Source organism: Corynebacterium afermentans subsp. afermentans (genome assembly GCF_030408355.1).
In the GTDB taxonomy this organism is placed as follows: domain Bacteria; phylum Actinomycetota; class Actinomycetes; order Mycobacteriales; family Mycobacteriaceae; genus Corynebacterium; species Corynebacterium afermentans.
Genome location: NZ_CP046606.1, coordinates 1,487,600 through 1,502,167, shown reverse-complemented (window position 1 = coordinate 1,502,167; position 14,568 = coordinate 1,487,600). Strand labels below are relative to the sequence as shown.

Sequence of the window (14,568 nt, the reverse complement as noted above, 5' to 3'; positions counted from 1 at the left end):
GGTCTGACCAATCGGGCAATACACTTGGGTGCGTTGCATGCGTAAGACAGGACCCCTCCTCGCGTCAGTGCTCGCCCCGACATCCGCGTTAAAATCCGGCCTGACGGCAGTGTTCTCGGTCTTCGGCGTGGCGTGGATGGCGGACACGTTCTTCGCCGCGCACAACCCCGGGCGCGATCTCGGTGTTCACCTCCTGTGTGGTGGGCTCAATGCTGGCGCAGGTGCTGCTGTAGCGCTGGCGCAACAGGCCCGCGACTAGACTCGCCCGAATGACATCAATCGCAGCCACCATCGCGAACGAAATCTATGTGCGGGACAACCAGGTCGAGCAGGCGCTGAAACTGCTCGCCGAGGGCAACACCGTCCCGTTCATCGCCCGCTACCGCAAGGAGGCCACGGGCGGCCTCGATGACGCGCAGCTGCGCCACATCGAGGAGCGCAACACCTACCTGCTCGAACTCGCCGAGCGCAAAACGGCGGTGCTGGAAAACATCGACGAGCAGGGCAAACTTACCGACGAGCTGAAGCAGGCGATCCTTAGCGCGGACACGAAAGCGCGCGTGGAGGACCTGTACCTGCCGTACAAGAAGCGCCGCAAGACCAAGGCGGACATCGCGCGCGAGGCTGGGCTTGAGGCGTTGGAGCAGCAGCTTATCGACGACCCTTCGGCCAACCCCGAAACCCTTGCAGCGGCCTACCTGTCGGAGGGTTTCCCGGATGCGAAGTCCGCGCTCGAGGGCGCCCGCGCCATCCTGGTGGACCGCTTCGCCACGGATGCGGACTTAGTCGGCGAGGTGCGCGACCGCGTGTATAGCCAGGGCACCATGCGCTCCGCCGTGGTGGAGGGCAAGGAGACCGAGGGTGCGAAGTTCGCGGACTACTTCGAGTTCTCCGAGCCGTTTGAGAAGCTACCTAGCCACCGGATCCTGGCGCTGCTGCGCGGCGAAGCCGAGGGCGTGCTCACCATCGACATGGACCCGGGCGAGGAGGCCGTGTACGAAGGCATGATCGCCGAGCGCTTCGACCTGCCGGTGAAAGACTCCGAGTGGCTGGCAAAGGCGGTGCGCTGGGGTTGGCGCACCAAGCTGCAGGTCTCCGCGAACCTGGACACCCGCATGCGTTTGAAAGAGAAGGCGGAGGAGGGCGCGCTGGAAGTGTTCAAGACCAACCTGCGCGACGTGCTGCTCGCCGCGCCCGCCGGCCAGCGCGCAACGCTGGCGCTGGATCCGGGCTACCGTAACGGCGTGAAGTGCGCCGTGGTGGACGAGACCGGCAAGGTACTCGCCACCACGATCGTCTACCCGCACCAGCCGCAGAACCGCTGGGACGCCTCGCGCACTGAGCTGGCGTCGCTGGCCGCGCAGCACGGCGTGGAGCTCATCGCCGTGGGCAACGGCACGGCGTCGCGCGAGTCCGAGAAACTCGCTGGCGAGGTGGCGGACCTGATCGCGCAGGCGGGCGGGAAGCGCCCCACCCCGGTGGTGGTGTCCGAGTCCGGTGCGTCGGTGTACTCGGCCAGCCAGATCGCGGCGGAGGAGTTCCCGGACATGGACGTCTCCCTGCGCTCCGCTGTGTCCATTGCCCGCCGACTGCAGGATCCGTTGGCGGAGCTGGTCAAGGTGGACCCGAAGTCTATCGGCGTGGGCCAGTACCAGCACGACGTGAACCAAACCGCGCTCGCGCAGACACTGAACGCGGTGGTGGAGGACGCGGTGAACTCCGTCGGCGTGGACGTGAACACGGCGTCGGCGCCGCTGCTCGAGCGCGTTGCCGGCCTGTCGGGCACTGTGGCGAAGAACATCGTGGCCTACCGTGACGAAAACGGCCGGTTCACCACCCGCAAGGAGCTGGGCAAAGTGCCGCGCCTGGGCCCGAAGGCGTTCGAGCAGGCCGCCGGCTTCCTGCGCATCCAGGGCGGGACCAACCCGTTGGACAGCTCCGCGGTGCACCCGGAGGCATATCCGGTGGTCGAGCGCGTCGCCCAGGCCACGGGCCTGAGCACCGAGCAGCTCATCGGCAATACCGCCGTGCTGACCAAGCTCGCGCCGGCTGATTTTGCTGACGAGCAGTTCGGCGTGCCCACCGTTACCGACATCCTCGCCGAGCTAGACAAGCCTGGGCGCGACCCGCGCCCGCAGTTTAAGACCGCCGAGTTCAAGGAAGGCGTCAACGAGATCAAGGACCTCAAACCGGGCATGATCCTGGAGGGCACGGTGACCAACGTCGCAGCTTTCGGCGCGTTCGTGGACGTGGGCGTGCACCAGGACGGCCTGGTCCATGTCTCCGCGATGAGCCACAAGTTCGTCTCGGACCCGCACGAGGTGGTGCGCTCCGGCGAGGTAGTGAAAGTCAAGGTCATGGACGTCGACGTCGCACGCAACCGCATCGGCCTGAGCTTGCGGCTTGACGACGAGCCGGGCCAGCCGGCGCAGAAGAAACCGCGCAAGCAGCGCGGCCGGAAGCGGGGTAAACCGGAGGGACGTCGAGAAGCATCTGGCTCCATGGCCGATGCGCTGAAGCGGGCCGGATTTGGGAAGTGACCGGCACATATGTAAAATGCTGCAGGTTCTTGTAATCGACATGAACCGGCCGAGCGCCCCGGATGGGGAAGTGCCGCCAGGGTCCTCTGTCCGAACACGTAAAGGATTGCTTTCATGAGCAACGGCATCATTGATCTTGTCGACGCAGGCCAGCTGCGCGACGACATCCCGGACTTCCGCCCGGGCGACACCCTCGACGTCCACGTCAAGGTTATCGAGGGTTCTGTGACCCGTACGCAGGTCTTCACCGGCTTTGTGGTCCGCCGCCAGGGCGACGGCATCCGCGAGACCTTCACCGTGCGTAAGGTCTCCTTCGGTATCGCGGTTGAGCGTACCTTCCCGGTGCACTCCCCGAACCTGGAGAAGATCGAGGTTGTGCGCAAGGGCGACGTTCGCCGCGCCAAGCTGTACTACATGCGCAACCTGCGCGGCAAGGCTGCCCGCATCAAGGAGCGTCGCTAGTTTCAGCGCGCCACAGTGCCCCGTCCGAGTTCGCTCGGGCGGGGCACTTTGCTTGTCGACGACTCCCGCGGTGCTAACGTATCCCGAGTGACCAACGTGAACGGATCCGCAGGCGAGCCTTCCGCTTCCCAGCCTGCACAGCCCCACAACCCCTACGCCGCCGAGCCGCGCCGTGACGCAGCCCCGGTTGCGCAGCAGCCGGCCGCGGACGAGCCAGAGGAGAAAAAGGAGCTTCCCTGGTACGTGGAAATTCCGGTCGTGGTGGTGCTGACGCTGCTGATCATGTTTGTGATCCAGACGTTTATCGGCCGCCTCTACGTCATCCCGTCCGCCTCCATGGAGCCCACGCTGCACGGCGAATCCGGCTCCGGCGACCGCATCTTCGTGGAGAAGGTCAGCTACTACTTCTCCGACCCGGAGCCGGGCGACGTGATCGTCTTCGCTGGCACCGATTCCTGGAACACGGGCTTCGACTCCAACCGTTCCTCCAACCCGGTTATCCGCGGGATGCAGGAGGTCGGCTCCTGGGTGGGGCTGGTGCCGAAGGACGAGAACACCCTGGTCAAGCGCATCATTGCCACCGGTGGCCAGACGGTGTCCTGCCAGGCGGGGGACCCGGCGATCATGGTGGACGGCCAGCCGGTCGACCAGTCCTACACCCTGCAGCCGAACTTCTACCCGGTGGATGAATCCACGGGTTCCGACGCTTGCGGCGGGCCCTTCTTCGGCCCTGTGACGGTGCCGGAGGGCAACTACTTCATGATGGGCGATAACCGCACCAACTCCCTGGACTCGCGCGCGCACATCGGCGACCAGTTCCAGGGCACCATCCCGGAAGAAAACATTCGCGGCAAGGTCGAGGCTGTGGTGTTCCCGATCAATCGCATGCAGGGCGTGAGCGACCCGGACATCCAGCAGTAGGCTCGTGCGGCGCTTAAAGCAGCTGCGCACCTACGAGGTCGCTTTAGACAAGGCGGGCTTCGGCCCGGTGGCGGGGGTGGACGAAGCCGGCCGCGGAGCATGTTTCGGCCCCATCACCATCGCTGCGTGCGTGCTGCCGACAGCACCGCAGCCGGCGTTGGAGGAGCTGACGGATTCCAAGAAACTCACCGCCCGCAAGCGCGACGCGCTCTTCGACGCGGTGAAAAACGCCGCGGTGGCGTACTCGGTGGTGCATATCTCCGCGGCCGAGATCGACCGCCGCGGGATCCAGCACGCCAACATTGACGGCGCGCGCCGCGCCATCGCGGGGCTTTCGGTTACACCGGGCTACGTGCTTATCGACGCCTTCCGTATCCCCGGACTTCCTTCACCCCAACTGCCGGTGGTGGGAGGCGACTACACGGCCCGCTGCATCGCCGCGGCCAGCGTGCTGGCGAAGGTGAGCCGGGACCGGCTGGTGTGCGAGATGGCCCAAGCGTTTCCCCAGTACGGTTTGGAGGGCCACAAGGGGTATTCGACAAAGGTGCACATGGACGCGGTGCGCCGCCACGGTGCGAGCCCTGAGCACCGTTATAGTTATGCGAACGTCAGGGACGCTGACGACTTCTATTGGCAGTCCAGCAAGAAGGGGCAGGCATGAGCGCCGAGGATCTTGACAACTACGAGGCTGACGTCGAGCTTTCCCTCTACCGCGAGTACCGGGACGTGGCCAGCCAGTTCTCCTACGTGGTGGAAACTGAGCGCCGGTTTTACCTGGCCAACGGCGTCAAGCTCATCCCGCACACCGACGGCGGCGACGTCTACTACGAGGTGCTGATGTCGGACGCGTGGGTGTGGGACATGTACCGCGCAGTGCGTTTTGTGCGCTACGTGCGCGTGATCACGTACAAGGACGTCAATATCGAAGAGCTGGACAAGCCGGACCTGACCTTCCCGGAATAGTGCTCGCGGCGATCCGTTTGTAAAACTCGGCGTGTCGCGCTTTGCGTCAGGTGGTTGTGAACAGTTTCCGGTTTAGGCGAGGGTAAGTGTGGGTGGCTGAGGGCCGACTTCGGCAGAATATAAACTTTTGCGAGGGACCACCACCCACCGCTATGCAGCTGCATAGCGGGTGACTGGCAATCATCGGTGCGGCCGCCGAGTTTTACAAAACTGCCCGCGCCATGGAACCGCGGCGGGGCCTTCTGCGTCTGATAGAGGACCAACATTTTTGGCAACTCTATGAAACGGGGAGGCACCGTGCAGGTGAACTATCAGGACCAGTGGGAGCTGGGCAGGGCGGGAGAACACGCCGCGATCAGGTGGTACGAGGACGAGGGCTACACCCTCTTGGGGCACCGGCAACGGATGCGCGCCGGTGAGATTGACGCTGTCGTTGAGGACGAGGACGGCACCGTCGTTTTCGTGGAGGTGAAATCCCGCCGCGGCACCGCCTTTGGTGCAGCGGAGGCGGTGACCACGAAGAAGCTCAACACCATGCGCCGGTGCGCGGCGCAGTGGCTGGACAAGCATGCGCAGGGCCAGTACCGCCCGATCCGCTTCGACGTGGTCGAGGTGGTCTTCGACGGCGAGGACTACATCCTGCGCCGGTTCCCGGGGGTGGAAGATGGCGCTTGCTAGTACGATGAGCGCGACCGTGGAAGGCGTCGCCGCCCGCCTGGTCACGGTGGAGGCCAACGTCGGCGCCGGTTTGCCCGGCATGCACATGGTGGGTCTGGGGGATGCGGCGGTGAAAGAGTCGCGCGAGCGGATCCGCACCGCGATTTCGAATTCGGCGCTGCCGTGGCCGCGCACGAAGATCATGGTGTCGCTTTCGCCCGCGCACCTGCCCAAGGCTGGCTCGCACTTCGATCTGCCCATTGCGCTTGCGGTGCTGGGCAGCCTGGACCCCCGCGTGGAGCGCACGCTCGCATCCACCATGTTCTGCGGGGAGCTGGCGCTGGACGGGACTTTGCGACGGGCCGAAGGCGTGCTGCCGATGCTCATCGCAGCATTCGACGCGGCAGACCCGATCCGCACCGTGGTTGTGCCGAGAGCCAACGCCGCGGAGGCGGCGCTGCTGGGCCGCCGCGAGGTGCTGGTGGCGGATTCGCTTGCGCAGGTGTGGCAGTGGATCACCGGCGAGGCAGAGTTGGAGCGCGCCACAGCGCCGGAAGCGGCCGCGCCGCAGCGTGCGGTGCCGGATTTCCAGGACCTTGCGGGGATGTCCGAGGAGCGCGAGGCGCTCGAGGTGGCTGCGGCCGGCGGGCACCACGTGATGATGATCGGCCCGCCGGGATCGGGCAAGTCCATGCTGGCGGAGCGCCTCCCGTCGATCCTGCCGCCGATGGACGTGCAGGAGATGGTCGAGGTCACTGCCATCCATTCCGCGGCCGGGGTCTCTGGCGGCGGGGTAGTGGCAACGCGCCCGTTTATCGCCCCGCACCCGTCGCTGACCCGGGCGGCGTTAATCGGCGGGGGAGGCGGCACGCCAACCCCCGGTGTGGTCAGCCAGGCGCACCGCGGGGTGCTGTTTCTGGACGAGGCCTCGGAGATCCCGGCAGGGGTGCTCGACGCGCTGCGCATCCCGCTGGAAAAGCGCGAGGTGCGGCTGACACGGGCGAGGAGGGAAGTGGTCTATCCGGCGGATTTCCAGCTGGTGCTGGCGGCGAACCCGTGCGCGTGCCAGCGGGTGAAAGGGCAGTGCTCGTGCAAGTCCCCGCAGCGGGCGCGCCACTTAAGCAACGTCTCCGGCCCGTTGAAGGACCGACTGGACGTGTTCGTGACCACCTCTGGCGACGCGGCGGTGCTCAGCCCGAGGGACGCGGAGCCGTCGATAAGCATCGCGGAGCGTGTGGCAGCCGCTCGCGAACGCGCCGCGGTCCGGTGGGCGAAAGCGGGCTGCAACGAGGACGTCAACGGGCGTGTGCCCGCGACCCTGATTCGCAGGCATTTTCCCGCCAAGGAGGCGGCGATGGCGATGCTGCAGGCAGAGCTGATCCAAGGCAAGATCACGCAGCGCGGGGTGGACAAATGCTTAAAGCTGGCCTGGACGCTGGCAGACTTGGAAGAGATGGACCAGCCGGACATCCACCACGCTTGCCGTGCCGTGGAGATGCGCGAGCACCAGCTGCAGCGCGAGGAGGTGGCGTAGATGTCTTCGTTGGAATCCTGGGCCTACCTCTCACGCGTGGTGGAGGGGCCGTCGCACCATATCCAGGCGCTGTTGCGTGTGGGCAAGAGCGCGGACGAGATCGCCGAGGGCGTGCGCACCCGCGCCACCTGGATCGGCGGGCTGCTTTCGCAGACCGAGAACCGCTTCACGTGGGACCGCCCGGCTGAGGACCTTGAGTTCGCCGCGGACCTTGGCTACACGCTGCTTACCCCGGAGTCGCCGCAGTGGCCGGCGGAGGCGATTCAGTGCTCGTTCGGTCGCCAGCAGACAGGAGCGGCGGGTAAGACCAGCCACCAGCCGGACGGCATTGCGCCGCACGCGCTGTGGGTCGCGGGCAACACCAACCTGGCAGGGCTGTTCGCCCAGTCCGTCGGTGTGGTGGGCACGCGCCACGCCACCAAGTACGGGCACATGGCCAGCAAGGATCTTGTTGCCGGGCTGGGCGGGCACAACTACACGGTTGTCTCCGGCGGCGCGCTTGGCATCGACACGGTCGCGCACACGACCGCCATGGACGTCAACACCCCGACTGTGGTGGTGGCGGCCTGCGGGCCTGGCGAGCACTACCCGCGTTCGAACAAGGCACTTTTCGAACGGGTGGTGGCCACAGGTGGCGCGTTGATGACGGAATATCCGCCCGCTGTCACGCCGGACAGGCACCGCTTCCTCACCAGAAACCGTCTCGTGGCCGCCCTGACACTGGGCACCGTGCTGGTGGAAGCGCCGTTTCGATCCGGGGCGCTGAATACCCTGAAGTGGGTCAACGCGTTCAACCGCACGGCCATGGCGGTGCCCGGGCCGGTCACGGACGCCCAATCCCTCGGCGCGAACTTGGCCATCCAGAACAACGAGGCCGAAATGGTGCTCAACGCCGGGCAGATCCACGAGCAGCTCTCCGCGGTCGGCGAATACAGCGCCGAGGAGCAGATGGAGATGCAGTACCCGCCGAGTGTGACCCAACAGCTCTCCCGCAACGAGCTGCGCATTTACGACGCCCTGCCGCCCGCCGGCCGCACCGGCAGAGAAGCCGAGGCGGTGGCCGCGGACGCGGGGCTGTCCATCGCGCTGACGGTGCACATCCTGATGGACCTGTCCAAGCGCGGGCTGGTGGAGCGCGACAAGCGGGTGTGGTCGCGGGTGGAGCAGCCCGACTAAGGGAAGCGAGTACACTGCCGTGACATGAGTGAACAGTTGGGGCAAGTGCAGGCGGCGGTGGAGGATTTCGCCGAATACGCCGAACTTGTCCTCGGCCGCTCCCCGAACACGGTCAAGGGTTACGTCGCGGACCTTAGAGGGCTCGCGGGTTACGTGGATACCTTCGACGCGTTCACCCTCGACGCGCTGAGGCGCTGGCTCGCGGACGCGATGAGTGCTGGCAGAAGCCGGGCCACGCTTGCACGCCGCACCGCCGCCGCCCGCGCCTTTTCCACCTGGGCCTACCGTCAGGGCTACATCGCCACAGACGCCGCGGCACGGCTAAAGGCCCCCAAGGTCAATCGCCCGCTGCCCACGGTGGTCAAAGGCGAGCGCGCCGGGGAGCTCGTGGAGGCGGGCACGGCCGACGACGCACACCCGGCCGAGTATTTGCGCGACCGCGCCATGCTCGAGCTGCTCTACGCCACCGGCATCCGCGTCGGGGAGCTGACGGGGTTAAACCTCGGCGACGTGGACCTTGCCCGCGGTCTCGCTCAAGTCACCGGCAAGGGCAACAAGCAGCGCGTCGTGCCGTTCGGCGACGAAGCCGCTGCCGCCGTGTCCGAGTGGCTCGAGTTCGGCCGCGCAGAACTCGCAGCCGACACGCAGGCGATGTTCGTTGGCTCTCGCGGCGGGCGCATCGACCAGCGCCAGGTACGCCGCATCGTCGAGCGCGCCGGGCAGCGCGCCGGGGTGGAACATGTCAGCCCGCACACGCTGCGCCACACCACTGCCACCCACATGCTCGAAGGTGGGGCGGATCTGCGCGTGGTGCAGGAGATGCTCGGCCACACCAGCCTGCAAACCACGCAGATCTACACACACGTCTCCGCGCAGCGGCTCAAGCGCGTCTACGACCAGGCGCACCCGCGCGCGTAGTGGCGCCGTCTAAGGGTTTGAGCCGGATCCGCGGCGCTTCCAACAGCGTGAGCGGGTCGATGTAGGTGTCCTTGCCCACCAGCGCACCCCAGTGCAAACCGTCGTGGGATCCGGAAAACCCCGCCGGGGCGTGCGCGAGGGTGCCAATCGGCTCGCCTTCGCGCACTTTGTCGCCGACGGCAAGCGGGGAGCGCACCGGCTGATACGTGGTGCGGATCCCGCCTGCGTGATCGACGGAGATCACCGGGGTGCCGGCTACCACGCCCACGAAGGCGACAACGCCGTCGCCTGCGGCCAGCACGTCAGCGCCGAGGCGCAGGGGTAAGTCCACGCCGCGGTGGCCGGGTTTCCAATTCTGCTCCGGGATGTCAGCAGGGCGCGACACCGCGGCCGGGTACGGGGTGCCGGCTGCCGGGTCCACCCAGGCGGCGGCCGGGGCGGCGCTGATGGCGGCGGCGAGGATAAGGGCGGTGGCGGACCGGAGGATCGTCGAGAAGCGCATGCGTGAATACGAGCACGCAGGGGGCAAGAACACTAGCCTGGTTGCGAAAATCTGTGGATAACCCGCCGCCCGCCGCGAGGGTATCCACAGAAGACGCAGTTGAGATTAGGTTTTGTGGGCGCGGGCGGGTAGTGTTGCACGGGCAGCTTTTATGGGCTGACTACGCGCGCCGGATAATGCCTGCTCAGCGACGGTCCCTCTCTCAGGGTGCAGGGCGAGCACGGTGCCAGGGTGCGGGATAAAAACCCGCACGTGAGACAAGCAATTAACCGAACTACTTTCTCCGAAGGAGACAAAACCATGGCAGTTGTAACCATGCGTGAACTCCTCGACGCCGGTGTGCACTTCGGCCACCAGACGCGTCGCTGGAACCCGAAGATGCGCCGCTTCATCTTCACCGACCGTAACGGCATCTACATCATCGACCTGCAGCAGACGCTGACCTACATCGATGAGGCATACGAGTTTGTTAAGGAGACCGTCGCACACGGCGGCACCATCCTGTTCGTCGGCACCAAGAAGCAGGCACAGGAGCCGATCCAGGAAGAGGCGCAGCGCGTCGGCATGCCGTACGTGACGCACCGCTGGCTGGGCGGCATGCTCACCAACTTCCAGACCGTGTCCAAGCGCATCGGCCGCATGAAGGAACTGCAGGCCATGGACGCAGCCGAGGACGGCTACGCAGGCCGCGGCAAGAAGGAAGTCCTCATGCTCACCCGCGAACGCATCAAGCTCGAGCGTGTGCTGGGCGGCATCGCCGACATGACCAAGGCGCCGTCCGCGCTGTGGATCGTGGACACCAACAAGGAGCACATCGCCGTCAACGAGGCGCAGAAGCTGCGCATCCCGGTGGTTGCCATCCTGGACACCAACTGCGACCCGGACGTTGTCAACTTCCCGATCCCGGGCAACGACGACGCTATCGGCGCCGTGAAGCTGCTCACCCACATCGTGGGCGAGGCTGTCATCGCCGGTAAGCAGCAGCGCGAGGAGCGCCAGCTCGCTTCCGCACGCGACGCAGCCGGCGACAACGACGCGAAGCGTCAAGCTGAGGCTGCTGAGGCAGCTGCTCAGGCTGCTTCTTCCGAGGAAGTTTCCGCAGCTGACGCAGCGAAGGCTGCCGTCGCAGCTGAGTCCGCGGCTCCGCAGGAGGTCGCCGAGGTTGAGCAGCCGCACGCTGTTCGCGCAGCTGAGCAGGCTGAGCAGGCTGAGGCCAAGACGAACGAGTCCGGCGACGAGTCTGCAACCCAGGCGTAAGCTTTTCGGCTCACGCCACCTGCACGCGCACCCCGCGTTCCGCTCACGCCCGCCGGCATCACGCCCGGGGACAGTGCGGGCGCGGGGTGTTTTGCGTGCGCCCCCCGCTCCAAGCCGTGCCACAGCGAGTACTGTCGGCTACGCTTGAAACGGTTTGAACACTTTTAGCAACACATTCACGAGGAGGATCGCCCACTATGGCGAACTACACTGCTGCTGACGTCAAGAAGCTCCGCGAGACCACCGGTTCCGGCATGCTCGACTGCAAGAAGGCACTCGAGGAGACCGGCGGCGACTTCGATAAGGCCGTCGAAAACCTCCGCATCAAGGGCGCCAAGGATGTGGGCAAGCGCGCAGAGCGCAACGCCCTCGAGGGCCTGGTCGCCATCTCCGGCAACACCATCGTCGAGATCAACTCCGAGACCGACTTCGTGGCCAAGAACCAGGAGTTCAAGGACATCGCCGCACAGATCGCTGACGCCGCAGCAGCAGCGAAGGCGAACTCCCAGGAGGAGCTGGCAAACGCAGACGTGAAGGGCGAGACCGCGCACGACGTCCTGGAGCGCCTCTCCGCCAAGATCGGCGAGAAGCTCGAGCTGCGCCGCGCCGCCACCATCGAGGGCGAGCAGACGGCTAAGTACCTGCACCAGAAGGCTGCAGACCTGCCGCCGGCAGTTGGCGTCCTCGTGTCCTACACCGGCGACAACGCTGAGGCCGCACACCAGGTCGCTCTGCAGATCGCAGCGATGAAGGCCCGCTACCTCAACCAGGAGTCCGTCCCGGCCGATGTCGTTGAGAAGGAGCGCGCGGTTCAGGAGGAGATCACCCGCAACGAGGGCAAGCCGGAAGCTGCCATCGCCAAGATCGTCGAGGGTCGCATGGGCGGCTTCTTCAAGGACGTTGTCCTGCTGGATCAGCCGTCCCTGGCTGACTCCAAGAAGACCGTCAAGCAGTTCGCCGAGGAGAGCGGCATCGAGGTCCTGGACTTCGTCCGCTTCGAGGTCGGCCAGGCGTAAGCCGCTCACCTGAGCACTCGCAAGCCCCGCAGACGCTTCCGCCCAGTTGGGCCGGTGGCGTCTGCGGGGCTTCATCGTCACGCACACAGCCCGGAGCGCACGTTTCGGTGCCCGCGCGAAAGCGCGTCTAGAATCGTTCGCGAACATCTGAACAACCCGCCGCGCAGAAGGAGCGAATTTCGGTGACTGACCTCAATCCCAGCCGCACAGGTTTCAAGCGAGTGATGCTGAAGTTGGGCGGTGAAATGTTCGGCGGAGGCAAAGTCGGCATCGACCCGGACGTGGTCGAGTCTGTCGCGCGCCAGATCGCTGACGTGGCACGCGCAGGCACCGAGGTCGCCGTGGTCATCGGCGGCGGCAACTTCTTCCGCGGCGCCGAGCTGCAGCAGCGCGGCATGGACCGCGCGCGCTCCGACTACATGGGCATGCTGGGCACGGTGATGAATTGCCTGGCGCTGCAGGACTTTCTGCAGCAGATGGGCGTGGACTGCCGCGTGCAAACGTCCATCAACATGGCGCAGATCGCCGAGCCGTACCTGCCCCTGCGCGCCGCCCGACACCTGGAAAAGGGCCGCGTGGTCATCTTCGGCGCCGGCATGGGTATGCCGTACTTCTCCACCGACACCACCGCCGCCCAGCGCGCGCTGGAGATCGGCTGCGAGGTGCTGCTGATGGCCAAGGGCGTTGACGGCGTGTACGACTCCGATCCGCGCGAGAACCCGGACGCGAAGCTGTACTCCGAAATCTCCCCGCGCGAGGTCATCGAAAACGGCCTGAAGGTCGCTGACGCTACCGCGTTCAGCCTCTGCATGGACAACAACATGCCCATCTTGGTGTTCAACCTGCTGCAGGAGGGCAACATCGCCCGCGCCGTCTCCGGCGAGCAGGTGGGCACGCTGGTGGCCTAAGCGCGCAACAGCTCGGCCTGTGCTGCAAGGCCGAGCAACTCCGGGCCGCTGAGCTTCAGGCTGCCCAAATGCACCCCCGCGAGCGCGATCGCGGGGGTGCGCAGCATGTTAAATACCGAACACCACGGCGACCATTCGGTTTGCGCGTGGAAGCTCTCCTCTGGGCTGAGCGAGGGGAAGTAGCCGAGCGGGGGCGGATCGAAAGCGATCGTGGGGGAAAGCACCGCATCCACGCCCCACTGCGCCGCGAGCAACGCGGGCAACCCGCTCGTGTGCGCGTTCGCTGCGGCGACGTGTTGTGGGCGTAGGCGGTGCGCCTGATCTTTCAGCCACGCGATGTAGCCGCTGTCCAGCGGATCCACATCCTTGAACGCGCGCTTGATGGTGGTGCTGAAGTGCGCGTACGTCTCGCGCGATTCGGCGTAGGGGGAAATCTCCACCACATCGTGGGCGCGTCCGAGGGCTGCGGCAAGCTTCTCGACGTCAGCTCCGCGCCTCTCCGCCACCTCAGGGTCCGCGAACACGCCCCGGGTGAGCACGCCGATGCGCAGCCGTCGCCGGGCTGGCGGCGCCCATCCCGTCACCGTGAACAGGTCGCCGACGTTGCGGGTGAACAACCCGTGGGCGGACAGGTCGTGGCTGGCGAGCTTTAACCCCACAACCCCGCAGGCCGCGGCCGGCACACGGATCGAGCCGCCGGCGTCGGTCCCGTGGGCCGCACGCACCGTCTCGTCCGCGACCACGACCGCAGCGCCCGCGGACGAACCGCCGGGCGTGCAGCCAGGGAAGGCGGGGGATTCCAGCACGGGCACACCGGGGCGTTCCGCGTAGCAGGTGGCGCCGAGCTCGGAGGTGAGGGTTTTGGCGCTGACGCGCGCTCCGGCGTCGATAAGCATCTGCGCGAACGGGTCTGTCGCTTGCGCGGTGTAGGCGCGTGCGGGGTTGCCGTGCGTGGTGGGCATGGCGGCGACATCGGTGCCGTCTTTGATCGGAATGCTCCAGCCGGAAAGCCGCCCGCCGAGCGGGCCGGCGAGCGCGGCGCCGGGCGGCGCAACGAACGTGAAGGCTGGGTGCGGCATGGCGACAGTCTAGGCACGCGGCTGGCGCTGGTAAGTTAAGGGGGACGCAAACCCGAGAAACGATAGGGGTAGAAACCATGATTGATGACGTTTTGCTGGACGCCGAAGAGCGCATGACCGCCTCCGTTGAACACACCCGAAACGAGCTGGCCACCATCCGCACCGGCCGCGCGAACCCGGCCATGTTCAACGGCGTGATGGCCGACTTCTACGGTGCGCCCACCCCGATCAACCAGATGGCCACCATCTCTGTGCCGGAGCCGCGCATGCTTTTGATCAAGCCGTACGACATGTCCACCATGGGCGAGATCGAAACCGCCATCCGCAACTCCGACCTCGGCGTGAACCCGACGGACGACGGCCAGGTCATCCGCGTGTCCGTCCCGCAGCTCACAGAGGAGCGCCGCAAGGAGCTGGTCAAGCAGGCCAAGCAGAAGGGCGAGGACGGCAAGATCGCCATCCGCAACGTGCGCCGCCAGGGCATGGAAGCGCTGAAGAAGATCCAGAAGGACGGCGACGCGGGCGAGGACGAGGTCATCACCGCTGAGAAGTCGCTGGACAAAACCACTCAGGACTACGTCGGTCAGATCGACGAAATCGTGCAGCGCAAGGAAAACGAGCTGCTGGAGGTCTAA

Annotated in this window: 15 protein-coding genes and 1 pseudogene; 14 read left to right on the top strand and 2 right to left on the bottom strand. The window is 66.2% G+C overall.

The window, feature by feature from the left end:
- Positions 1-28: 28 nt before the first annotated feature.
- The 10 genes and pseudogenes from CAFEA_RS11385 to CAFEA_RS07160 form a co-directional block, all read left to right on the top strand.
- Positions 29-163: pseudogene (locus CAFEA_RS11385) on the top strand (anaerobic C4-dicarboxylate transporter family protein); the annotation flags it as partial.
- 106 nt (positions 164-269) lie between these two features.
- Positions 270-2,540: a Tex family protein gene (locus tag CAFEA_RS07200; protein ID WP_063936894.1), complete on the top strand. Its 2,271-nt coding sequence runs from the start codon at positions 270-272 to the stop codon at positions 2,538-2,540.
- Between the two features lie 114 nt (positions 2,541-2,654).
- Positions 2,655-3,002 carry a 50S ribosomal protein L19 gene (rplS, locus tag CAFEA_RS07195; protein ID WP_034998646.1) on the top strand — a complete coding sequence of 116 codons (348 nt, stop codon included), beginning with the start codon at positions 2,655-2,657 and terminating at the stop codon, positions 3,000-3,002.
- Positions 3,003-3,245: 243 nt separating this feature from the next.
- Positions 3,246-3,923 (top strand): signal peptidase I, encoded by a 678-nt coding sequence (lepB, locus tag CAFEA_RS07190; RefSeq protein WP_238635244.1) that lies wholly within the window; start codon positions 3,246-3,248, stop codon positions 3,921-3,923.
- Between the two features lie 4 nt (positions 3,924-3,927).
- Positions 3,928-4,584 carry a ribonuclease HII gene (locus tag CAFEA_RS07185; protein ID WP_063936893.1) on the top strand — a complete coding sequence of 219 codons (657 nt, stop codon included), beginning with the start codon at positions 3,928-3,930 and terminating at the stop codon, positions 4,582-4,584.
- A complete protein-coding gene (locus CAFEA_RS07180) occupies positions 4,581-4,886 on the top strand; it encodes a DUF2469 domain-containing protein (RefSeq protein WP_034998651.1) in 306 nt (101 codons plus the stop codon). Before CAFEA_RS07185 ends, CAFEA_RS07180 begins: the two co-directional genes overlap by 4 nt.
- 297 nt (positions 4,887-5,183) lie before the next feature.
- The gene (locus CAFEA_RS07175; RefSeq protein ID WP_238635235.1) at positions 5,184-5,564 is read left to right on the top strand and encodes a YraN family protein; all 381 of its coding nucleotides are present in this window, start codon (positions 5,184-5,186) and stop codon (positions 5,562-5,564) included.
- Positions 5,551-7,077 carry a YifB family Mg chelatase-like AAA ATPase gene (locus tag CAFEA_RS07170; RefSeq protein ID WP_063936892.1) on the top strand — a complete coding sequence of 509 codons (1,527 nt, stop codon included), beginning with the start codon at positions 5,551-5,553 and terminating at the stop codon, positions 7,075-7,077. The genes CAFEA_RS07175 and CAFEA_RS07170 overlap by 14 nt, the downstream gene beginning before the upstream one ends.
- Positions 7,078-8,253: a DNA-processing protein DprA gene (locus tag CAFEA_RS07165; protein ID WP_063936891.1), complete on the top strand. Its 1,176-nt coding sequence runs from the start codon at positions 7,078-7,080 to the stop codon at positions 8,251-8,253.
- Between the two features lie 24 nt (positions 8,254-8,277).
- Positions 8,278-9,171, top strand: coding sequence for a tyrosine recombinase XerC (locus CAFEA_RS07160; RefSeq protein WP_063936890.1), 894 nt, complete (start codon positions 8,278-8,280; stop codon positions 9,169-9,171).
- On the opposite strand, the gene CAFEA_RS07155 is transcribed toward CAFEA_RS07160, so the two are convergent.
- Positions 9,134-9,673 carry a M23 family metallopeptidase gene (locus tag CAFEA_RS07155; protein WP_063936889.1) on the bottom strand — a complete coding sequence of 180 codons (540 nt, stop codon included), beginning with the start codon at positions 9,671-9,673 and terminating at the stop codon, positions 9,134-9,136. The two genes, CAFEA_RS07160 and CAFEA_RS07155, sit on opposite strands and share 38 nt — an antisense overlap.
- A 300-nt stretch (positions 9,674-9,973) precedes the next feature.
- Here CAFEA_RS07155 and rpsB point away from each other — a divergent pair, with 300 nt between their 5' ends.
- The 3 genes from rpsB (at position 9,974) to pyrH (ending at position 12,854) form a co-directional block, all read left to right on the top strand.
- Positions 9,974-10,930 (top strand): 30S ribosomal protein S2, encoded by a 957-nt coding sequence (gene rpsB, locus CAFEA_RS07150; protein WP_063936888.1) that lies wholly within the window; start codon positions 9,974-9,976, stop codon positions 10,928-10,930.
- A 197-nt stretch (positions 10,931-11,127) separates the two neighbouring features.
- Positions 11,128-11,946: a translation elongation factor Ts gene (tsf, locus tag CAFEA_RS07145; protein WP_063936887.1), complete on the top strand. Its 819-nt coding sequence runs from the start codon at positions 11,128-11,130 to the stop codon at positions 11,944-11,946.
- Positions 11,947-12,170: 224 nt separating this feature from the next.
- Positions 12,171-12,854 carry a UMP kinase gene (gene pyrH / locus CAFEA_RS07140; protein WP_063936932.1) on the top strand — a complete coding sequence of 228 codons (684 nt, stop codon included), beginning with the start codon at positions 12,171-12,173 and terminating at the stop codon, positions 12,852-12,854.
- Here the strand turns inward: pyrH and CAFEA_RS07135 are convergent.
- On the bottom strand, positions 12,851-13,933 hold the full coding sequence (locus CAFEA_RS07135) for an amidase family protein (RefSeq protein WP_063936886.1): 1,083 nt from the start codon (positions 13,931-13,933) through the stop codon (positions 12,851-12,853). The two genes, pyrH and CAFEA_RS07135, sit on opposite strands and share 4 nt — an antisense overlap.
- A 77-nt stretch (positions 13,934-14,010) precedes the next feature.
- Here CAFEA_RS07135 and frr point away from each other — a divergent pair, with 77 nt between their 5' ends.
- The gene (gene frr / locus CAFEA_RS07130; RefSeq protein ID WP_034998666.1) at positions 14,011-14,568 is read left to right on the top strand and encodes a ribosome recycling factor; all 558 of its coding nucleotides are present in this window, start codon (positions 14,011-14,013) and stop codon (positions 14,566-14,568) included.

What these genes read in the sequence shown, in the direction of transcription:
- frr (WP_034998666.1), top strand. Translation starts at nt 14,011, where the DNA reads ATGATTGATGACGTTTTGCTGGACGCCGAAGAGCGCATGACCGCCTCC.
- tsf (WP_063936887.1), top strand. Translation starts at nt 11,128, where the DNA reads ATGGCGAACTACACTGCTGCTGACGTCAAGAAGCTCCGCGAGACCACC.
- CAFEA_RS07155 (WP_063936889.1), bottom strand. Translation starts at nt 9,673, where the DNA reads ATGCGCTTCTCGACGATCCTCCGGTCCGCCACCGCCCTTATCCTCGCC.
- CAFEA_RS07180 (WP_034998651.1), top strand. Translation starts at nt 4,581, where the DNA reads ATGAGCGCCGAGGATCTTGACAACTACGAGGCTGACGTCGAGCTTTCC.
- pyrH (WP_063936932.1), top strand. Translation starts at nt 12,171, where the DNA reads ATGCTGAAGTTGGGCGGTGAAATGTTCGGCGGAGGCAAAGTCGGCATC.
- CAFEA_RS07170 (WP_063936892.1), top strand. Translation starts at nt 5,551, where the DNA reads ATGGCGCTTGCTAGTACGATGAGCGCGACCGTGGAAGGCGTCGCCGCC.
- rpsB (WP_063936888.1), top strand. Translation starts at nt 9,974, where the DNA reads ATGGCAGTTGTAACCATGCGTGAACTCCTCGACGCCGGTGTGCACTTC.
- CAFEA_RS07135 (WP_063936886.1), bottom strand. Translation starts at nt 13,933, where the DNA reads ATGCCGCACCCAGCCTTCACGTTCGTTGCGCCGCCCGGCGCCGCGCTC.
- CAFEA_RS07200 (WP_063936894.1), top strand. Translation starts at nt 270, where the DNA reads ATGACATCAATCGCAGCCACCATCGCGAACGAAATCTATGTGCGGGAC.
- CAFEA_RS07160 (WP_063936890.1), top strand. Translation starts at nt 8,278, where the DNA reads ATGAGTGAACAGTTGGGGCAAGTGCAGGCGGCGGTGGAGGATTTCGCC.
- rplS (WP_034998646.1), top strand. Translation starts at nt 2,655, where the DNA reads ATGAGCAACGGCATCATTGATCTTGTCGACGCAGGCCAGCTGCGCGAC.
- CAFEA_RS07165 (WP_063936891.1), top strand. Translation starts at nt 7,078, where the DNA reads ATGTCTTCGTTGGAATCCTGGGCCTACCTCTCACGCGTGGTGGAGGGG.